The following is a 16,128-nucleotide window of genomic DNA, read 5'->3' on the forward strand; positions in this document are numbered from 1 at the left end:
CCGACCGAAAACTGAGCCAGTTTTGTAGGTAGTGCCGAAGTAAAAGTGAGCCAGGTGTTCAACCTACCCTGCTGTTTATTTAAGCGGCGGGGTTCGAGGAGTGATCACCATGGACATGATTGGCAAGATCCGACGGCTGCACGCGAGGGACAAGCTGTCGGAGCGCGAGATAGCGCGCAGGACGGGGCTGTCTCGCAACACGGTGTCGAAGTGGCTGCGCGCACCAGTGAAGGAGGCGCCGAAGTACCGGCGCGAGCCGCGCCCGAACAAGCTCAGCCCGTTTGAGGAAGCGCTCAAGCAGGCATTGACGGCCGATGCGCGGCGGCCCAAGCACGAGAGGCGAACGGCACGTGCGCTGCACGCCGAGATCAAGGCGGCGGGCTACGACGGCGGTTACTCGGCCGTCACTGACTTCATTCGAGCCTGGCGCCAGGGTGAGGGACAGGCAGTCAACGTCACGGCGTTCGTGCCGCTGAACTTCGAGCTCGGTGAGGCCTTCCAGTTCGATTGGAGCGAAGAGGGCCTGGTCGTCGGCGGCATCTACTACCGTGTGCAGGTGTCGCACCTGAAGCTGTGCGCGAGCCGTGCGTTCTGGCTGGTGGCATACCCGAGCCAAGGCCACGAGATGCTGTTCGACGCCCACACGAGGTCGTTCGCAGCGTTGGGCGGTGTGGCGCGCCGCGGGATCTACGACAACATGCGCACCGCCGTCGACAAGGTTCACAAGGGCAAGGGCCGCACCGTCAATGCCCGCTTCGCCGTGATGTGCGCGCACTACCTGTACGACCCCGACTTCTGCAACGTAGCCTCCGGCTGGGAGAAGGGGCGCGTGGAGAAGAACGTGCAGGACAGTCGTCGACGCATCTGGATCGAGGCGGGCCAGCGCCGCTTCGGCTCCTTCGTCGAACTCAATGCATGGTTGGGCGAGCGCTGCCGGTCCTTGTGGAGTGAGATCCGCCATCCCGAGCACGGCCAGTTCAGCGTGGTCGAGATGCTCGAGCACGAGCGGCCCCACCTGATGCCCATGCCCGAGCCCTTCGACGGCTACGTGGAGAAGCCGGCACGGGTGTCGAGCACCTGCCTGGTGTCGGTGGCACGCAATCGCTACTCGGTGCCATGCGAACTGGCCGGGCAGATGGTCAGCACGCGGCTGTACCAAGGCAACGTCGTGGTGGTCGCAGAAGATGCGGCAGTGGCGCGCCACGAGCGCCTGAGCGCCTCTGGCGGCACCCGCTACGACTGGCAACACTACATCCCGCTCGTCCAGCGCAAGCCTGGTGCATTGAGGAACGGTGCGCCCTTCGCAGACATGCCCGAGGCGCTGCAGCGACTGCGCCGCGGCCTGCTGCGCCAGGCCGGTGGAGACCGCGTGATGGCTCAGGTGTTGGCCATCGTGCCGACGGCGGGACTGGATGCGGTGATCGTGGCGGTCGAGTTGGCACTGGAGAGTGGTCCGCCATCGGGCCGGGTCAGCGTAGAGCACGTCGTCAATGTGCTTGGCCGGCTCACCGCGCCGGCAGCTGCGCAAAGTGCCGAGACGGCGCTGCAGATCGTCACGCCGCCGCTGGCCAACACGGCGCGCTACGACAGCCTGCGCGGACAGGAGGTGGACCATGCGTGACGTGACAGTCGAACTCAAGGCACTGCGCCTGCACGGCATGGCCAGTGCCTGGTGCGATCTGGCGGAGCAAGGTGCAGCGTCCGGGCTGGACGCCTCGCGCTGGCTGGTCGAACACCTGCTGCAGGCCGAGACCACGGACCGTTCGATGCGTTCGGTGCAGCACCAGATGAACTCGGCGCGCTTCCCCGTGCACCGGGATCTGGCCGGCTTCGACTTCGATGCCTCGGTGGTCGACCAGAAGCTGGTCCACCAGCTCGCGATGCTGGAGTTCACCGAGGCCGCGCACAACGTGGTTCTGGTCGGTGGTCCTGGCACAGGAAAGACCCATCTGGCAACGGCTCTGGGCGTATCGGGCATCACGCGCCACGGCAAGCGCGTGCGGTTCTACTCGACGGTCGATCTGGTCAATGCCTTGGAACAAGAGAAGGCTCAGGGCAAGGCCGGGCGCATCGCGCTGGGCTTGCTGCGAATGGATCTGGTGATCCTGGACGAGTTGGGCTACCTGCCGTTCAGTCAGGCCGGCGGCGCGTTGCTGTTCCACCTGCTGTCCAAGCTGTACGAGCACACCAGCGTGGTGATCACAACCAACCTGGACTTCGCCGAATGGTCGACCGTGTTCGGCGACGCCAAGATGACGACAGCCTTGCTCGACCGCCTCACGCACCACTGCCACATCGTGGAGACGGGCAACGAGAGCCATCGGTTCCTGCATAGCAGTGCCATGGCGAAAAGGCGCATCAAGGCCAGGGAGCAGACCCGCAAGGCAGGCGCCAAGATCGATCCAATAGACGCTACCGACTGACGGCTGCAGCGCGTGGCAGGGCGCTACGGGCTTGGCCCTTTGCGCCCTATGAGCTCGATCACAAGAAGCGAAAGGAAGTCACAAACCAAGACAGGACATACACTTATCCACAGCCGACCATCGCTGCGTCGGCTTCCACCCCTGGCTCACGATTCAAGCGGCACGGTGGCTCAGTTCTACTTCGGCGCGGACAATCTTCGTCTTGCTCACTGGCATACATGCTCCTTCTCGTCATGCTATGCCTCGAACACAAAATTCAGGACAGGCTCAGCCTTACGGACTTCGCATAAGCACGCGGTTCACCTTATTTCGGTTACGCGCAGCTGCGCATAACCGTAAGAACTGGCTGTTCGCCGGCAGCTTGCGCGCTGGTCAACGGGCTGCGGCCGTCATGAGCCTGGTGCACTCAGCGCGCCTGAACGGCCACGAGCCACACGCATACCTCAGGGATGTCCTCGAGCGGCTGCTCTCACACCCGGCCAGCCGCATTGCGGAGCTGTTGCCGCATCACTGGCGAGCGCTCTAGCAGCTACGCCGGCGTGGCGTTCACGTTCACGATCGTGGCTTGCATCAAGGCCACAACCTTGTACGAATCACCGTCGTTGACAAACGCCCGAACCTCGCCGGTGCAGACCGTCAAGAGCTTGCCCGAACTCACAACTCGCCCGACAGCCAAGAAGCGCGTGCCGAGCGCAGGCCGCAAGAGGTTCAGCTTGAACTCCGCCGTCACGACCTCTAATCCAGGGGGAGCCTTGGTGAGTGCAGCGTAGCCGCAAGCACTGTCCACGATGCTGGTCGTGGCCCCGGCATGCAAATAGCCGTGCTGCTGGGACAAGGCACCTGAGAAGGGCAACTCAATGTGTACCTCGCCCTCAGAAACCACGGCCAACCGGGCACCCATGGTCACCATCAAGCCTTGCGCAGCAAAGCTGTTCGCCACTCGCGCGTGAAGATCGCTCATCAATGTCTCATAAGTCTTGCCAAGCCGTCATAGTGCCATGGGTAGACATCAGGCTCGGCGACGACGCACTGACATCGTCAAGGCGTGTTCACTGGGCGCTTACCACGCTCAGAGGGATGTCAACGCTGATGAGTCCTGCCGCGCAGTCACCAAGCAGAACTGCGTCGCTGTCCGCGCCGGTGAAGGGCCTGGGCCTGGCCTTCGGCACCTCGGTGGCGGGCGTGGCCGCGTCGGCCACGATCTACGTGCAGTGAATTTGCTTGCCGGCGCGAGAATCATCCAAATCGAAGTTGTGGCAGTCACGCGCCTTGCGTTCGTTGGGGCGCTCGTAGGTTTCCCGCACAGGCTCAGGCATTGAGCCTGAAACGCGCGAGCACTGCCGGGTCTGGAGCAAAGCCGACCCCAGGGCTACTCGGAATAGGCACGGTGCCCTGTACCGGCAGCGGTGTTCCGCCAAGCGCAATGTCGGCTGCAGGGCGAATATATAGATGCTCGAACAGCGGCTCGCCGCGTAGCCCGGCAAGCAGGTGAAGTGTTGCGAAATAGCCGGGGCCGAAATATGGGGTGTGCGGCATGACGGCGACACCTTTGGCGGCCGCGTATGCGCACACCCCGACGAACTCGGTGATGCCGCCGACCTTGATCACCGATGGCTGCGCGAATCGCACCGCACCCGCATCGATCATTCGGGCGAACTCGTAGCGGGTGCAGGCGTTCTCCCCTGCACCGACCGGAAACTCTCGATTGATAGCGGCCTGATTGAAGATGTCCTCGGGAGGAAACACAGGCTCCTCGATCCACATGGCATCGATTTCCTGGAGCACTGGGATGCGCTCCCGGGCAACGTCGGGCGACCATGCGCAGTTCACGTCGACCGAGATGCCGATCTCAGGGCCGCAAGCTTCCCTTGCCGCGCGCATGACGGCCGGTTCTATCTCGTGGAGCTTCACGAAACGATAGCCGAGCGCCTTCGCGTCGCTGCAGTATTTTTTGACAAGAGCAGGATCTCCGTAGCGCACGAGACTCGCGTACGCGGAGACCTCGTTGCGTACTTGGGGGCCCAACAGCGCATGCAGCGGCTTTCCCTGAGCCTGAGCCGCAATGTCCCACAGCGCAATGTCGAAACCCGAGATCGCAAACATGGCGATGCCGTATCGCCCAAAGATGTGCAGACGTTTTTGCAGTTCAAGATTGAGCGGCTCAGGCGTTGCCGGCAGTTCGCGGCCTTCGAGCAGCGGGGCGACCATGGTCCGTGCCGCTGTGGCAACCGCTGCCCTGCACGAGTAGGCAAAGCACTCGCCCCAGCCAATCAGGCCGGTGTCGGTCTCGACGCGCACAAGCACGAATTCCAAAGAATCCCAACGACCCGGCGTGATGCCGATTCCCGAGCCTCCGTCGTCGAAGGGTACGACGGCTTCAATGACCTCTATGGCGGCGATCTTCATTTCGCGTCGTTCCCATGGGTAGTCAGCAGTCTTGCGCTGTCGCCAACGAACTCGGCTTGGGAGAACATGCCGCCAAGCGTGAGCTCGGAAGGTGCGCGCGCGGCCGCGCTGCCAAGTGCGGGCGGAGGATCATCGCGAAGCACTTCGTCGTCCAAGCCCTCTGAGCGATCCTGGGGCACATAACCAAGAGCGTAGGCAGCGGCGTTGTCGTAGTGACGCCCTGAAGCATCGGAGATCCCGTAGACCACGTCGAAGATCAGGTCCTCGTGCTCGATGCCGATTACAACCAACTGCGCCAGATCGCGAAAGCTGATCCAGCTGCCCAAGCGACGCCGGTCAATCGGACGTGTGTTGACGTTGCCGATGCGAATGGAAAGCACGGGCATGCCGAACTTGTATGCGTAGAGCGCGCCGATCGATTCACCGAACGCCTTGCCGACCGCGTAGCGGCTGTCGGGCCTCAGGATGGCCATGTTGCCCATCCGGGGGCCATGCGGCGCACGTGGATGCAATCCCACCACGTGATGCGAGCTGGCATAGACCACTCGCTTCACGCCCGCCGAACGCGCCGCATCGAAAAGACTGATGCTGCCCTCCATGCTGAGCTTCACCTGTTCGGGCCATGCCGCATCGGTAGTGCATGCGGCCAAGTGCACAACCGTGTCGCAGCCTTCCAACTCACGCGTGAGCGCGGCTTGGTCGGTGACGTCTGCGATTGCGGATGTCTCTGATGGATGCTCGATCGCAACCGGTCGCACGTCGAGCGAGTGCACGCCGTAGCCGCGCTCGAGCAATTGTGTCCTTAGGCCGGTGCCGACTAGCCCTGCGGCGCCAGTGATGGCAATGCGCTTCATGATGGAAATGGTCTCCACTGATCTGCAACAGGGAAGGTCTTCGGCGGCACCCTACCCCACGGATGCGGCTGGCCCAAATATCGGGACGAGCGTTTTTCAACACCCCTCAATATGACGGCCTTTCCGCGGCAGCGGCGGGGCCTCGGTCTTAGGGTAATCCCTTAACCGGGACAGTACGGCCCAACATGTGGGACTGGTGCGATGCGTTGAATGGCCTTGGAGACAGGGGCTGACGACAATGAATCAGCCGCCCCGACACGCCATCCTGAGCCTTCGAGACACGCGATTACAGCCGTGTCCCACGCATTGCATCGTCCCACCGATGCACCCAGTAGCCGGGTCACTCACCGCCTTTGCCAGCACTCTCATGTTTACCCATCGCAAGCGATTTCTCATCCTCGCCCTCATCACCGTCGTGCTGGCCTTCAGCACTGGCGACCGGGCCACGTTGTCCGTTGCCGGTTCAGGCATGGCCAAGGAGTTGCAGTTGTCTCCTGTCCAGATGGGATGGCTGTTCTCTTCGTTCGCCTGGGCATACGTCCTGGCCCACATCCCGGCAGGATGGCTGGTCGACCGGCTGGGTGCCAAACGCACAGTGGTAATCGGTTTGGTGCTTTGGTCGATTTGCACGGCGCTGCAAGGTGCCGCGGCATGGTTCGGCTCGGTGTTCGCTACGCTGATCGCATTGCGTTTTCTGATGGGCGTTTTCGAAGCACCCGTTGGACCCGCTTCAGGCCGCGTGATCGCGATGTGGTTTCCTTCCGGAGAACGTGGCGTGGCCGGGGCGATCTTCAACAGCGCGCAGTACCTCTCGCTTGCCGTTTTCACACCGCTCATGGGCTGGTTGGACCATCGCTTCGGCTGGGAACATGTCTTCTCGGTCATGGGTGGCCTTGGCTTGCTGCTGGCCGTGGTCTGGTACGCCTGGTTTCACGTCCCTGCAACCCACCCTTCGCTTTCGGCGCAGGAGCTGGACTCGATCCGCGCCGGCGGTGCGCTCACCGACCTCAACGCACGGCAGACCTCGGTGCGCAAAGACCCGGATGCGCCCGGCATCCTGGACCTTTTTCGCAGCCGCATGCTTTCAGGCATCTTCCTCGCGCAATACTGCATCACGGCCATCACCTGGTTCTTTGTGTCCTGGTTTCCAACGTACCTCGTCAAGGAACGTGGTTTCTCGATCCTCAACGCCGGGTTCATTGCTTCCCTACCCGCCATTGCGGGCTTCATTGGAGGAGTGAGCACCGGGTTCGTCACGGACTGGCTGCTCAGGCGCACCGGCTCGCTCACGATCGCGCGCAAGATCCCCATCACTATCGGGTTGCTTCTGACAGCCAGCATGATTGGCTGCAACTTTGTCGACGCGGACTGGATGGTGATCGGCCTGATGTCTCTGGCCTTCTTCGGCAAGGGCTTCGGCTCGCTGGGTTGGACGGTCGTTGCTGACACGGCCCCGAAGGAACTGATCGGCTTGACCGGCGGAGTGTTCAACGCCATCGGCAACACGGCAGGGATCACCACACCGCTCGTCATCGGCTACATCCTCGGAGCTACCAACTCCTTCCACTACGCCCTTGTGTTCGTCGGCCTCCACGGATTGGTGGCCGTGATGAGCTACTGGCTCATCGTGGGCAAGATCGAACGCTTCAACGTGCGCAGCCGCCGTCGATCCGGCAACGCGAATGAGGTGATCGACGGCACACCGGCAGTACGCTGAAGATCGCCGAAAAGCCACTTCACGCGCTGTCGCGCTGCACCACCTCGAAACCGAGATCGGTCAAGCCCGGCAGATTGCCCTCCCCGGCAAAACGGGCAAGCAGAAGGCGCCCTGCCTGCTCACCCATGCCGCGCAGGCCAATTCGGATGGTGCTCAGTGCCGGAAAGGCCGCGGTACCAATAGGCAGATCGCCGAAACCCAGCACAGCCAGGTCGTCAGGCACTCGGACAGCACGGCGCTGGCATTCGAACAGAACGCCAGCGGCCAGGAGATCGTTGTTGCAGAAAATCGCATCGAGATCGGGCGCACGCTCGAGCATGGCTGAAAGGCCTGGGCCAGCCTTGTCCACCAGCACCGGAGGCGGCAGCGTTTCAACCTCTGGTGGCAGCAGCCCTGCATCCGCCAGCGCAGCGCGCAAGCCGGCGAGCCGCTGGGCTGCACGGTCTTCGCTGGCGCCGAGAAAACCAATGCGCCGTCGTCCCTTTCCAGCGAGGAAGCGTCCTGCGGCCATGCCGGTATCGAAATTCGAGAAACCAACCGCCATGTCGATCGGCCGCAGTGGCAGGTCCCAGGTCTGCACGACGGGCAGGCCGTTACGGCGCAGGCGCTGTGCCAATTGTTCTGCACGTGGTGCTCCTGTCAGCACCAGTCCGTCCACGCGACGGCCCAGAAACGCATCTACGAGGCGCTCCTCGTCGTCCGCGCGGTATGAGGATTGTCCAAGTAGCAGTTGATAGCCGCCCGCACTCAATGTGCTGGCAAGCGCTTCGACCATTTCGGAAAAGACCGAATTGGAGATGGTCGGCACGATCGCGGCAACGATGCGTGATCGATTGGACGCCAGGCTGCCCGCGGTGAGATTGGGAACGTAGCCCAGGCGTTCCACTGCCGCGCGCACCAGAGCCAGCGTTTCAGGCGTGACCTTGTCGGGCTGATTGATGCAACGCGATACCGTGACGAGCGACACCCCGGCAGCCGCAGCCACGTCCGACATGCGAGGGGCCGAGCCCGAAGGCACGGAAGACGATGAGGGAGAGGTTCTGGAGCGCTTCACGTTTTGGGGGCCGCATAACGATGCGGAAGCATTGGTTATACCGCGCGATTGACCCAATGAAAGCGTTTCCATAAAATGCACTGAAAAATGGAAAGCAGGCTCGTTTGGGCCTCTTTTTTCACCACGCAATGTAAGCGCTTCCATGACGCTTTGAAGAGCCATGTCAACCTCGATGAACACCCCTTCTCCCGGCGAGTCCCGGCTTGCCCCGAACGTGCCGCGCGCCTCACGCCACGCGAATGACGTGCCTCAGCAAGCACACCTCGAATTCCAGGGCTACGTGCGGCCGGACGGGCGAGTCGGCACGCGAAACCACATTGGCATCTTTGTCGTGGGCAACTGCGGCGCGACCACGGCGCGCATGGTGGCCGACCACTTCACGTCGAAGCGCTTGGCGTCGTACGGCAACGTCGATGGCGTGGTGCCGTTCGTGCACGAGTTGGGCTGCGGCATGGAAATGACCGGCGAACCCATGAACCTCCTGCGCCGCACCATTGCCGGGACCATTCGCAACCCGAACATCGTCGGCGCGGTGGTGATCGCGCTAGGCTGCGAACGCAACAACATCCGCGGTTTCTTTGAACAGGAGAAGCTCGTCGCGGGCCCCATGTTGCACATGATCGTGATGCAGGAAATTGGCGGCACGGCCAATGCGGTAGCTGCCGGTATTGCTGCCGTCGAGGAAATGCTGCCCATGGCAGATGCCTGCCAACGCGAACCTGTGCCGGCCCGGCATCTGGTGGTGGGACTCCAGTCCGCTGCCGTCGATGATCTCGCCGCGCGCTCCGCCAATCCTGTGTTGGGTGCAGCGGTGGATCTGCTTGTAGAGGCCGGCGGTACAGCCATCCTCTCCGAGACCAGCGACTTGGCCGCCTTGCAGGAGCAGGTGGCACGACGTGCCGCCAGCGCGCAGGTCGGTGGCCGCATCGCCCAGCGCATTCATTGGTGGAAGACCTACACACACGGCCGCGACACGCAACTCACTCGCACGAGCGGCAGCAATCCGGGAGGAATGGCGAGCTCCGCCGACAACGCAATCTCGGGCTTCCTCCGCGCAGGCAGTTCACCCATCCAGGCCGTCCTCGAATACGCCCACCCCGTTAACGCCAATGGGCTGGTGTTGATGGATGCGCCGGCATATGCGGCGGTCTCCGCGACCGGTCAGGTGGCCAGCGGCGCCAACCTGGTGGCGCTGACCACGGGCTTGGGCTCCACATTCGGTGCAGCCGGTGTGCCGACGGTGAAGCTGGTCAGCAACTCGGCCGCATTCGCACGCATGGAGGACGACTCGGACATCGACTGCGGCCCTGTTCTCGACGGGAGCACCGGCGTACTGGAGATGGCACAAGTGGTGCTCCAGCGCTGGTTGGAATACGCGAGCGGCGAACTCACGAAGAGCGAGGAGCTTGGCGTAGGCGACAACGAGTATGTGCCCTGGCCGATCGGCGTGCTGGCCTGAAGGCGAAGCGCTCCTCCCGAAGGCCCCTTCCTGCCCTTGCTCAACGAACTCCTCTCACGATGACCACCACCGCCAAACCCATCACTCCGACGCTTTCCTCGACAGTCAAGCCCTCCGACGCCGTGCTCCGCAATCCCTTCATCCGCCTCGACCCGAAGGACAACGTTGTCGTCGCGCGCATGGAAGTTCCCGCAGGCACACCTGTTCCAGCCGAGGGTGTGACGACACTCCAGGCCGTGCCCGCTGGCCACAAGATGGCGACTCGCGCGATAGCGAAGGGGGCGCCCGTACTGAAGTACAACACCGTAATCGGCTTCGCATCCGAGGACTTGCCCGCCGGCACCTGGATGCACAGTCACAACATCGCCTTCGGCGACTTGGTCAAGGACTACAGGCACGGCCTGGACTACGCGCCGACAGTGCTGCTGTCGCCGGGCGACCGGGCTCGCTTCCATGGCATCGTGCGCGCAGACGGGCGCGTGGCCACGCGCAACTACATCGGCGTGTTCATCGTCTCCCACAGCGGCGCCACCGTGGCGCGCCAGATCGCCCGCTTCTTCGATGCGGACGAGCTCGCTGCCTATCCCCATGTCGACGGCGTCGTTCCCTACATCCACGAACAAGGCTCGGGAATGGAACGCAGCGGTGAGCCTATGGACATGCTGCGCCGCACGATCGGAGGCTATGTGAAGCACCCCAACACGGCAGGCGCATTGGTCATCGCGTTGGGCCAGGAACACAACGAACTTGAGGCCTTCCTCGAACACCAGGGTCTGGTCCGCGGCCCGATGCTCCAGACACTCGTCATCCAGGATGCAGGCGGTACCAAAAAAGCAATTGCAGCCGGCATCGAGATCGTCCGTGCCATGCTCCCGCAAGCCGATACAGCGCGGCGCGAGTCAGTGTCTGCAGAGCACATCATGGTCGGGATGCAGTGCGGCGGCTCAGACGGCTTTTCCGGTCTGTCCGCCAACCCCGCGCTTGGCGCGGCCATGGAAATACTGATTCGCAACGGCGGCACGGCCATCCTTTCCGAGACCTCCGAGATCTACGGCGTAGAGCACACGCTGACAGCGCGAGCACGCACGCCCGAGATCGGCCAAAAGCTCGTGGCCCGAATCGACTGGTGGCTCGAGTACAACAAGGGACGCGACACGCAGATCAACGGCCAGGTGAGCCCTGGCAACAACGCTGGTGGCCTCGCGAACGTGTTGGAGAAGTCGCTCGGCGGGGCCAAGAAAGGTGGCAACGCACCGTTGATGGAGGTTTACGAGTACGCCCAGCCTGTGACACAGCACGGTCTGGTATTCATGGACACGCCCGGCTATGACCCGGTCTCCGCCACCGGACAGATCGCGGGCGGAGCCAATCTCATCTGCTTCACGACGGGCCGCGGCTCGTGCTTCGGCTCGGTGCCCTCTCCCACCATCAAGTTGGCCAGCAACACACCAATGTACGCGCGCATGGAGCCTGACATGGACATCAACTGCGGCCCTGTGATCGACGGTGACGCCACCATTGCCGACATGGGCCAGCGGATCTTCGAGCAAGTGCTGCGCCACGCCTCCGGCGAGAAGACGAAGAGCGAGGCCTTGGGGGTGGGGCTCAACGAGTTTGTGCCCTGGCCGCTCGGCATCGCCGACTGAACCAGACGTTCAGTCTCAACATGCGGGACGCTATCACAAGCCCATCGGGATAACCCTGCAGAAGTTCAGAGTCAGCTCCGGTTCAATGGAAACGCTTTCATTCAGGACTTCAAAACGTCCACCAAGTTCTTTCATTCGAGCCCTCCAAGGAGATCCCATGCACAAACGCCAACTAGTTTTGACCGCCATCGCGCTGGTGACCGCCGCATTTGCACCCCTGGCCGTCCACGCCCAGGCTGACTACCCGAACAAGCCCGTGAAAATCATCGTGCCGTTCCCTGCGGGAGGCACCAGCGACCTGATGGGGCGGATCATCGCGGAGGAGCTCGGCAAGCAGCTCAAGCAGCCCTTCATCGTGGACAACAAGGGCGGCGCCGGCGGTGCGATCGGCGCGGACCAGGCTGCCAAGGCGGCACCGGATGGCTACACGCTCGTGCTGTCCGGGATTGGCAGCAACGCCGTCATTCATGGCTTCCAGGCGCCCAAGCCGAACTACAAGGAAAGCGATTTCATCCACATCTCGCAACTCGCCGCCGGCCCCAACGTGCTCGTCGTGAACCCGGACTTCCCCGCGAAGACTTTCAAGGAATTCATCGCCTATGCCAAAGCGAACCCGGGCAAGGTGAACTACGGTCAGGTGCCCGCCTCTTCGGGTCACCTGACGACGGAATACCTCAAGCAGGTTGCAGGTCTGGACATCGTCGGCATCCCTTACAAGGGAGGCGGCCCCGCGCTGACCGACGTTCTCGCCAATCAGATTCCAGGCATGTTCACCAACCAGGACGCGGCGCTTCCTCACGTCAAGGCAGGAAAACTGCGGGCACTGGCCGTCACCAGCCTGACAAGGAATCCGCTATACCCCGACACGCCCACCGTCGCCGAGTCGGGCTACCCCGGCTTCAGCGCAGTGTCCTGGACTGGTCTCTCGGCACCGAAGGGCACGCCCAAGGCGATCGTCGAAAAGCTAGAGGCAGCCATGGTCAAGGCGTTCAACGATCCAGCGGCTCGCGCCAAGCTCGAGAGCACCGGCTTCGTCGTGGTCGCATCGAAGTCCGTCGACTACACGAAGTTCGTCGAGTCGGAGAACGCACGCTGGGCCGAGGTGATCCGCAAAGGCGGTCTCAAGCCCGAATGATCCGTCGACTTTTCGCATCTCAACACTGAAAGCTTCTCCATGGCATCTGCTGTCGAATCCAACATCGTTTCTTACGCCAAGGTGGCGGAGGGCGCGCGCACCGCGGCTGAAACGGGCGACCGCATCGACTCCGTGAAGGTGTCGCTGATATTCCTGCCGCTGGCTACGCCGGTGAGTGACGCCAAGGTGCTCACGGGGCGGCAAAAGCCGCTGACCGAGATCGCCTTCATCTTTGCCGAAATCCGGACACGCGACGGGCTGGACGGCATCGGCTTCGGCTACAGCAAGCGCGCAGGCGGACCCGGCATGTACGCGCACGCCAAGGAAATCGCTCCCAACCTGCTGGGAGAAGACCCGAGCGACATTCAGAAGATTTTCACCAAACTGCTGTGGGCAGGCGCCAGCATGGGGCGCAGCGGCATGACGACGCAGGCGATCGCGCCATTCGACATCGCTTTGTGGGATCTCAAGTCCAAACGTGCCAAGCTGCCGCTGGCCAAGTTGCTTGGCGCACACCGCGACTCAGTGCAGTGCTACAACACCTCGGGCGGCTATCTGCACACGCCGCTGGACCAGGTGCTCAAGAACGTCGAGATCTCGCAGCGAAGCGGCATTGGCGGCATCAAGCTCAAAGTGGGCCAGCCAGACCTTTCGATCGACATCGAGCGCGTGGGTGCCGTGCGCAAGTTGTTGGGCGACAGCTTCCCGCTCATGGTCGACGCCAATCAGCAATGGGACCGTCAGAAAGCCACCCGCGCATGCCGCGCCTTCGAAGGTTTCGACCTCACCTGGATCGAGGAACCGCTGGACGCCTACGACTTCGAAGGCCATGCCCAGTTGGCAACGCGATTCGACACCGCGATCGCCACAGGCGAGATGCTGACGAGCGCGGGAGAACATGCGCAACTGATTCTGGCCGAAGGCAGCGACTTTATTCAGCCCGATGCGCCGCGCGTCGGCGGCATCACGCCGTTCCTCGAGATCATGGCGCTCGGCGCGATGAAGGGGCGCAAACTCGCGCCGCACTTCGCGATGGAGATCCATCTTCACCTTGCCGCTGCGTATCCGATCGAACCTTGGCTGGAGCATTTCGAGTGGCTCGGCCCGATGTTCAACGAGCAGATGCACCTGCAGGACGGGCGCATGCATGTGTCGGATCGCCATGGCCTGGGCTTCAGCCTGAGCGAGCAAGCCATTTCCTGGCGTGCCGATAGCGAGACCTTCGGCAAAGCGTCTTGATCGCGCAGGACATCGGCACGCCTGCAACGGCAGAGGACGTGCTGGTGGCGGCGCGCGCGCTGCAGGGCGTCGCGCACCGGACGCCCGTCATGCAGTCGCACACGTTGAACGAGCGCCTCGGCGCCGAGATCTTCTTCAAGTGCGAAAACCTCCAGCGGATGGGCGCCTTCAAGTTCCGAGGTGCCTTCAACGCCGTCGCGCAACTGGACCCCGAGAGGCGGGCCGCCGGCGTCATCACCTACTCGTCGGGGAACCATGCACAGGCAACCGCGTTGGCAGCGCGGCTGCTGGGCACGCGCGCCACCATCCTGATGCCCGGCGATACGCCAACGGTCAAGCGCGATTCGACGCGTGGATACGGTGCCGAGGTCGTGCTGTACGACCGTCTGGGGGATGATCGAGAGGCGATGTGCGCGACGTTGGTAAAGGCGCGCGGCTTGACGTTGATCCATCCCTTCGACGACAACCGGGTGATTGCAGGCCAGGGCACTGCGGCACTGGAGCTGATCCAGGAGGTCGGTGAGTTGGACTCGCTGCTGACTCCCTTGGGCGGCGGCGGCCTGCTTGCCGGCAGCGCCCTCGCCGCGCATCTGCTGTCCCCACGCTGCCAGGTGGTGGGCGTGGAACCCACCGCCAGTGACGACGGCCAGCAGTCGCTGCGCGCAGGGCGCATCGTGCGCATATCACCGCCGCAGTCGATTGCGGAAGGAGCGTTGGGCACGCAACTGGGCGAGCGCAACTTCGAGATCATTAGGCACCACGTCCACGACGTCGTCACGGTCGAAGACGCAAGCATCGTGCATGCCATGCAATGGTTGGCCCAGCGCATGAAGATGGTGGTCGAGCCCACGGGCGCACTGGGCCTTGGCGCACTGCTGGAGCACGTGCTGCCGGTGCATCGCAAGCGCGTGGGCGTGATCCTCAGCGGCGGCAACGTGGATCTGCGGCGCTATGCGGCCTTGCTGGCTGGCGCCCCGACAGCGATCGACTGATCGGAAGCCATCGAGGTCGAGAAGGCTTCTCCTCTTGACCCCGGTCGTCTCTCGCAATTACTCCGTATCGACAATCTCTACCCAGTTGGCACCTTTGCCAGCCGGCGCACCGGCGACGCGCTTGAGAGCACCGGACTGCGGATTGATGGCATAAAGACCCACCTCAGCACTCTTTCCCCCGTCACGACAAGCCAACGGCCGCGAGGGTCGATGGCGATGCCGCGTGGCTGCTTTTCCACCTCGATCGTGGCCTGGTAGCTCAGCGCTCCGGTCACAGGATCCGCGCGATACGAGGTGACGGTGCTGCTGGTTCGCTCGGTTGTGTAGACAAAGCGTCCATCGGGCGAGACTTTGATGTCTGCGGCCCAGATCCGCGGCGTGTCATCCACCTTCTCGCCCTGACCCAGCGGCGGGCGGATCAAACCTTTCTCGAGCTTGTAGCGAGCGGCCGGCACGCCGTCGAAAGATCCCTTCGCGCTCAAGGCGCCTGTCTTGCGATCAATCGCATAGGTGGTCACGGAACCGAACAACTCGCTCAGCACATACAGGAAGTTGCCATTGGGCGACGGTGCGGAGTGACGCGGCCCCGACCCCGCCTCGGCAGGCGCAAAGCCTGCATCGATCGGAGCCAGCGCGCCGCTGTGCTCGTCGAATGCAAATTGCAGCACGCGGTGCACACCGAGGTTTCCGACGTAGACAAAGCGATTGCTGGGGTCCACCACGATCGAATGCGCGTGGCGCCCCGTCTTGATCAGTTGGAGCGTTTCGCCCTGTGCCACGCCGTTGGGACCAATGGGATTGACGCTGATCACGTCACCGCCGAACGAGGCACCGAACAGATACCTTCCGCCGCGGTCGGACGAGATGTAAGCCATGCTGTCTGGCAAATTCGCCGTCGCAAGTCGATCAAGCGCACCACTTCGCGCGTCGATCCGATAGGTCACGACCGAATAAGGCTGCGACCGCACGGAAGCATAGAGATGCCGACCGTCCGGGCTCAGCGCGAGCGGCATCACCAGTTTTCCCGTCGGCGTCGTGGCAAGCGGCTGCAGTGTGCCGCCTGCTGCGTCAATGCGGTAACTGGAGATCGTGCCGTCCTCCGCATTCGACACGTAGGCAAATGTTCCGGCGTGGGAGGCTGCGCCAAGCGACGCGATAGCCAGCAGGACCAGAGGTTTCAGTGATTGCATTGGTGATGTCTCC

Annotated in this window: 14 protein-coding genes and 1 pseudogene; 10 read left to right on the forward strand and 5 right to left on the reverse strand. The window is 63.0% G+C overall.

All coding sequences use genetic code 11. The features are described 5' to 3' along the window. The first annotated feature begins 109 nt into the window (after positions 1 to 109). From istA to L3V85_RS33555, 3 genes and pseudogenes are all read left to right on the forward strand, one after another. Positions 110 to 1,621 carry an IS21 family transposase gene (gene istA / locus L3V85_RS33545; RefSeq protein ID WP_237676879.1) on the forward strand — a complete coding sequence of 504 codons (1,512 nt, stop codon included), beginning with the start codon at positions 110 to 112 and terminating at the stop codon, positions 1,619 to 1,621. Further along, positions 1,614 to 2,423 carry an IS21-like element helper ATPase IstB gene (gene istB, locus L3V85_RS33550; protein WP_237676880.1) on the forward strand — a complete coding sequence of 270 codons (810 nt, stop codon included), beginning with the start codon at positions 1,614 to 1,616 and terminating at the stop codon, positions 2,421 to 2,423. Before istA ends, istB begins: the two co-directional genes overlap by 8 nt. 325 nt (positions 2,424 to 2,748) lie before the next feature. Next, positions 2,749 to 2,949 (forward strand): annotated as a pseudogene (locus L3V85_RS33555) (transposase domain-containing protein); the annotation flags it as partial. 3 nt (positions 2,950 to 2,952) lie between these two features. Here the strand turns inward: L3V85_RS33555 and L3V85_RS33560 are convergent. Then, entirely contained in the window at positions 2,953 to 3,384 is a 432-nt protein-coding gene (locus tag L3V85_RS33560; protein WP_237676881.1) for a PaaI family thioesterase, read from the reverse strand. A gap of 128 nt (positions 3,385 to 3,512) precedes the next feature. Here L3V85_RS33560 and L3V85_RS37385 point away from each other — a divergent pair, with 128 nt between their 5' ends. Continuing rightward, positions 3,513 to 3,638 carry a hypothetical protein gene (locus L3V85_RS37385; RefSeq protein WP_272934469.1) on the forward strand — a complete coding sequence of 42 codons (126 nt, stop codon included), beginning with the start codon at positions 3,513 to 3,515 and terminating at the stop codon, positions 3,636 to 3,638. A 93-nt stretch (positions 3,639 to 3,731) separates the two neighbouring features. Here L3V85_RS37385 and L3V85_RS33565 read toward each other — a convergent pair whose 3' ends face one another. Together L3V85_RS33565 and L3V85_RS33570 are read right to left on the reverse strand one after the other, a co-directional pair. Further along, positions 3,732 to 4,829 (reverse strand): mandelate racemase/muconate lactonizing enzyme family protein, encoded by a 1,098-nt coding sequence (locus L3V85_RS33565; protein WP_237676882.1) that lies wholly within the window; start codon positions 4,827 to 4,829, stop codon positions 3,732 to 3,734. Then, on the reverse strand, positions 4,826 to 5,683 hold the full coding sequence (locus L3V85_RS33570; RefSeq protein WP_237676883.1) for an NAD-dependent epimerase/dehydratase family protein: 858 nt from the start codon (positions 5,681 to 5,683) through the stop codon (positions 4,826 to 4,828). Before L3V85_RS33570 ends, L3V85_RS33565 begins: the two co-directional genes overlap by 4 nt. A 322-nt stretch (positions 5,684 to 6,005) precedes the next feature. Here L3V85_RS33570 and L3V85_RS33575 point away from each other — a divergent pair, with 322 nt between their 5' ends. Then, entirely contained in the window at positions 6,006 to 7,400 is a 1,395-nt protein-coding gene (locus tag L3V85_RS33575; RefSeq protein ID WP_337250101.1) for an MFS transporter, read from the forward strand. A gap of 19 nt (positions 7,401 to 7,419) precedes the next feature. On the opposite strand, the gene L3V85_RS33580 is transcribed toward L3V85_RS33575, so the two are convergent. Continuing rightward, positions 7,420 to 8,634, reverse strand: a complete 1,215-nt coding sequence (locus tag L3V85_RS33580) for a LacI family DNA-binding transcriptional regulator (RefSeq protein ID WP_237676885.1) — start codon at positions 8,632 to 8,634, stop codon at positions 7,420 to 7,422. Here L3V85_RS33580 and L3V85_RS33585 point away from each other — a divergent pair. The 5 genes from L3V85_RS33585 to L3V85_RS33605 all read left to right on the forward strand — a co-directional run bounded on the left by L3V85_RS33585 (position 8,627) and on the right by L3V85_RS33605 (position 14,925). Next, complete coding sequence (locus L3V85_RS33585) at positions 8,627 to 9,913, forward strand: UxaA family hydrolase (protein ID WP_237676886.1); 1,287 nt, start codon at positions 8,627 to 8,629, stop codon at positions 9,911 to 9,913. The two genes, L3V85_RS33580 and L3V85_RS33585, sit on opposite strands and share 8 nt — an antisense overlap. Before the next feature lie 59 nt (positions 9,914 to 9,972). After that, the gene (locus L3V85_RS33590) at positions 9,973 to 11,559 is read left to right on the forward strand and encodes a UxaA family hydrolase (RefSeq protein WP_237676887.1); all 1,587 of its coding nucleotides are present in this window, start codon (positions 9,973 to 9,975) and stop codon (positions 11,557 to 11,559) included. Positions 11,560 to 11,716: 157 nt separating this feature from the next. After that, entirely contained in the window at positions 11,717 to 12,694 is a 978-nt protein-coding gene (locus L3V85_RS33595; RefSeq protein WP_237676888.1) for a Bug family tripartite tricarboxylate transporter substrate binding protein, read from the forward strand. Between the two features lie 39 nt (positions 12,695 to 12,733). Beyond that, entirely contained in the window at positions 12,734 to 13,933 is a 1,200-nt protein-coding gene (locus L3V85_RS33600) for an L-talarate/galactarate dehydratase (RefSeq protein WP_237676889.1), read from the forward strand. Then, entirely contained in the window at positions 13,930 to 14,925 is a 996-nt protein-coding gene (locus L3V85_RS33605; protein ID WP_414080268.1) for a threo-3-hydroxy-L-aspartate ammonia-lyase, read from the forward strand. The genes L3V85_RS33600 and L3V85_RS33605 overlap by 4 nt, the downstream gene beginning before the upstream one ends. A 77-nt stretch (positions 14,926 to 15,002) precedes the next feature. Here L3V85_RS33605 and L3V85_RS33610 read toward each other — a convergent pair whose 3' ends face one another. Further along, positions 15,003 to 16,115: a lactonase family protein gene (locus L3V85_RS33610; protein WP_237676890.1), complete on the reverse strand. Its 1,113-nt coding sequence runs from the start codon at positions 16,113 to 16,115 to the stop codon at positions 15,003 to 15,005. Positions 16,116 to 16,128: the final 13 nt, after the last annotated feature.

Origin of the sequence: Variovorax paradoxus, assembly GCF_022009635.1 — a bacterium.
Taxonomy (GTDB): domain Bacteria; phylum Pseudomonadota; class Gammaproteobacteria; order Burkholderiales; family Burkholderiaceae_C; genus Variovorax.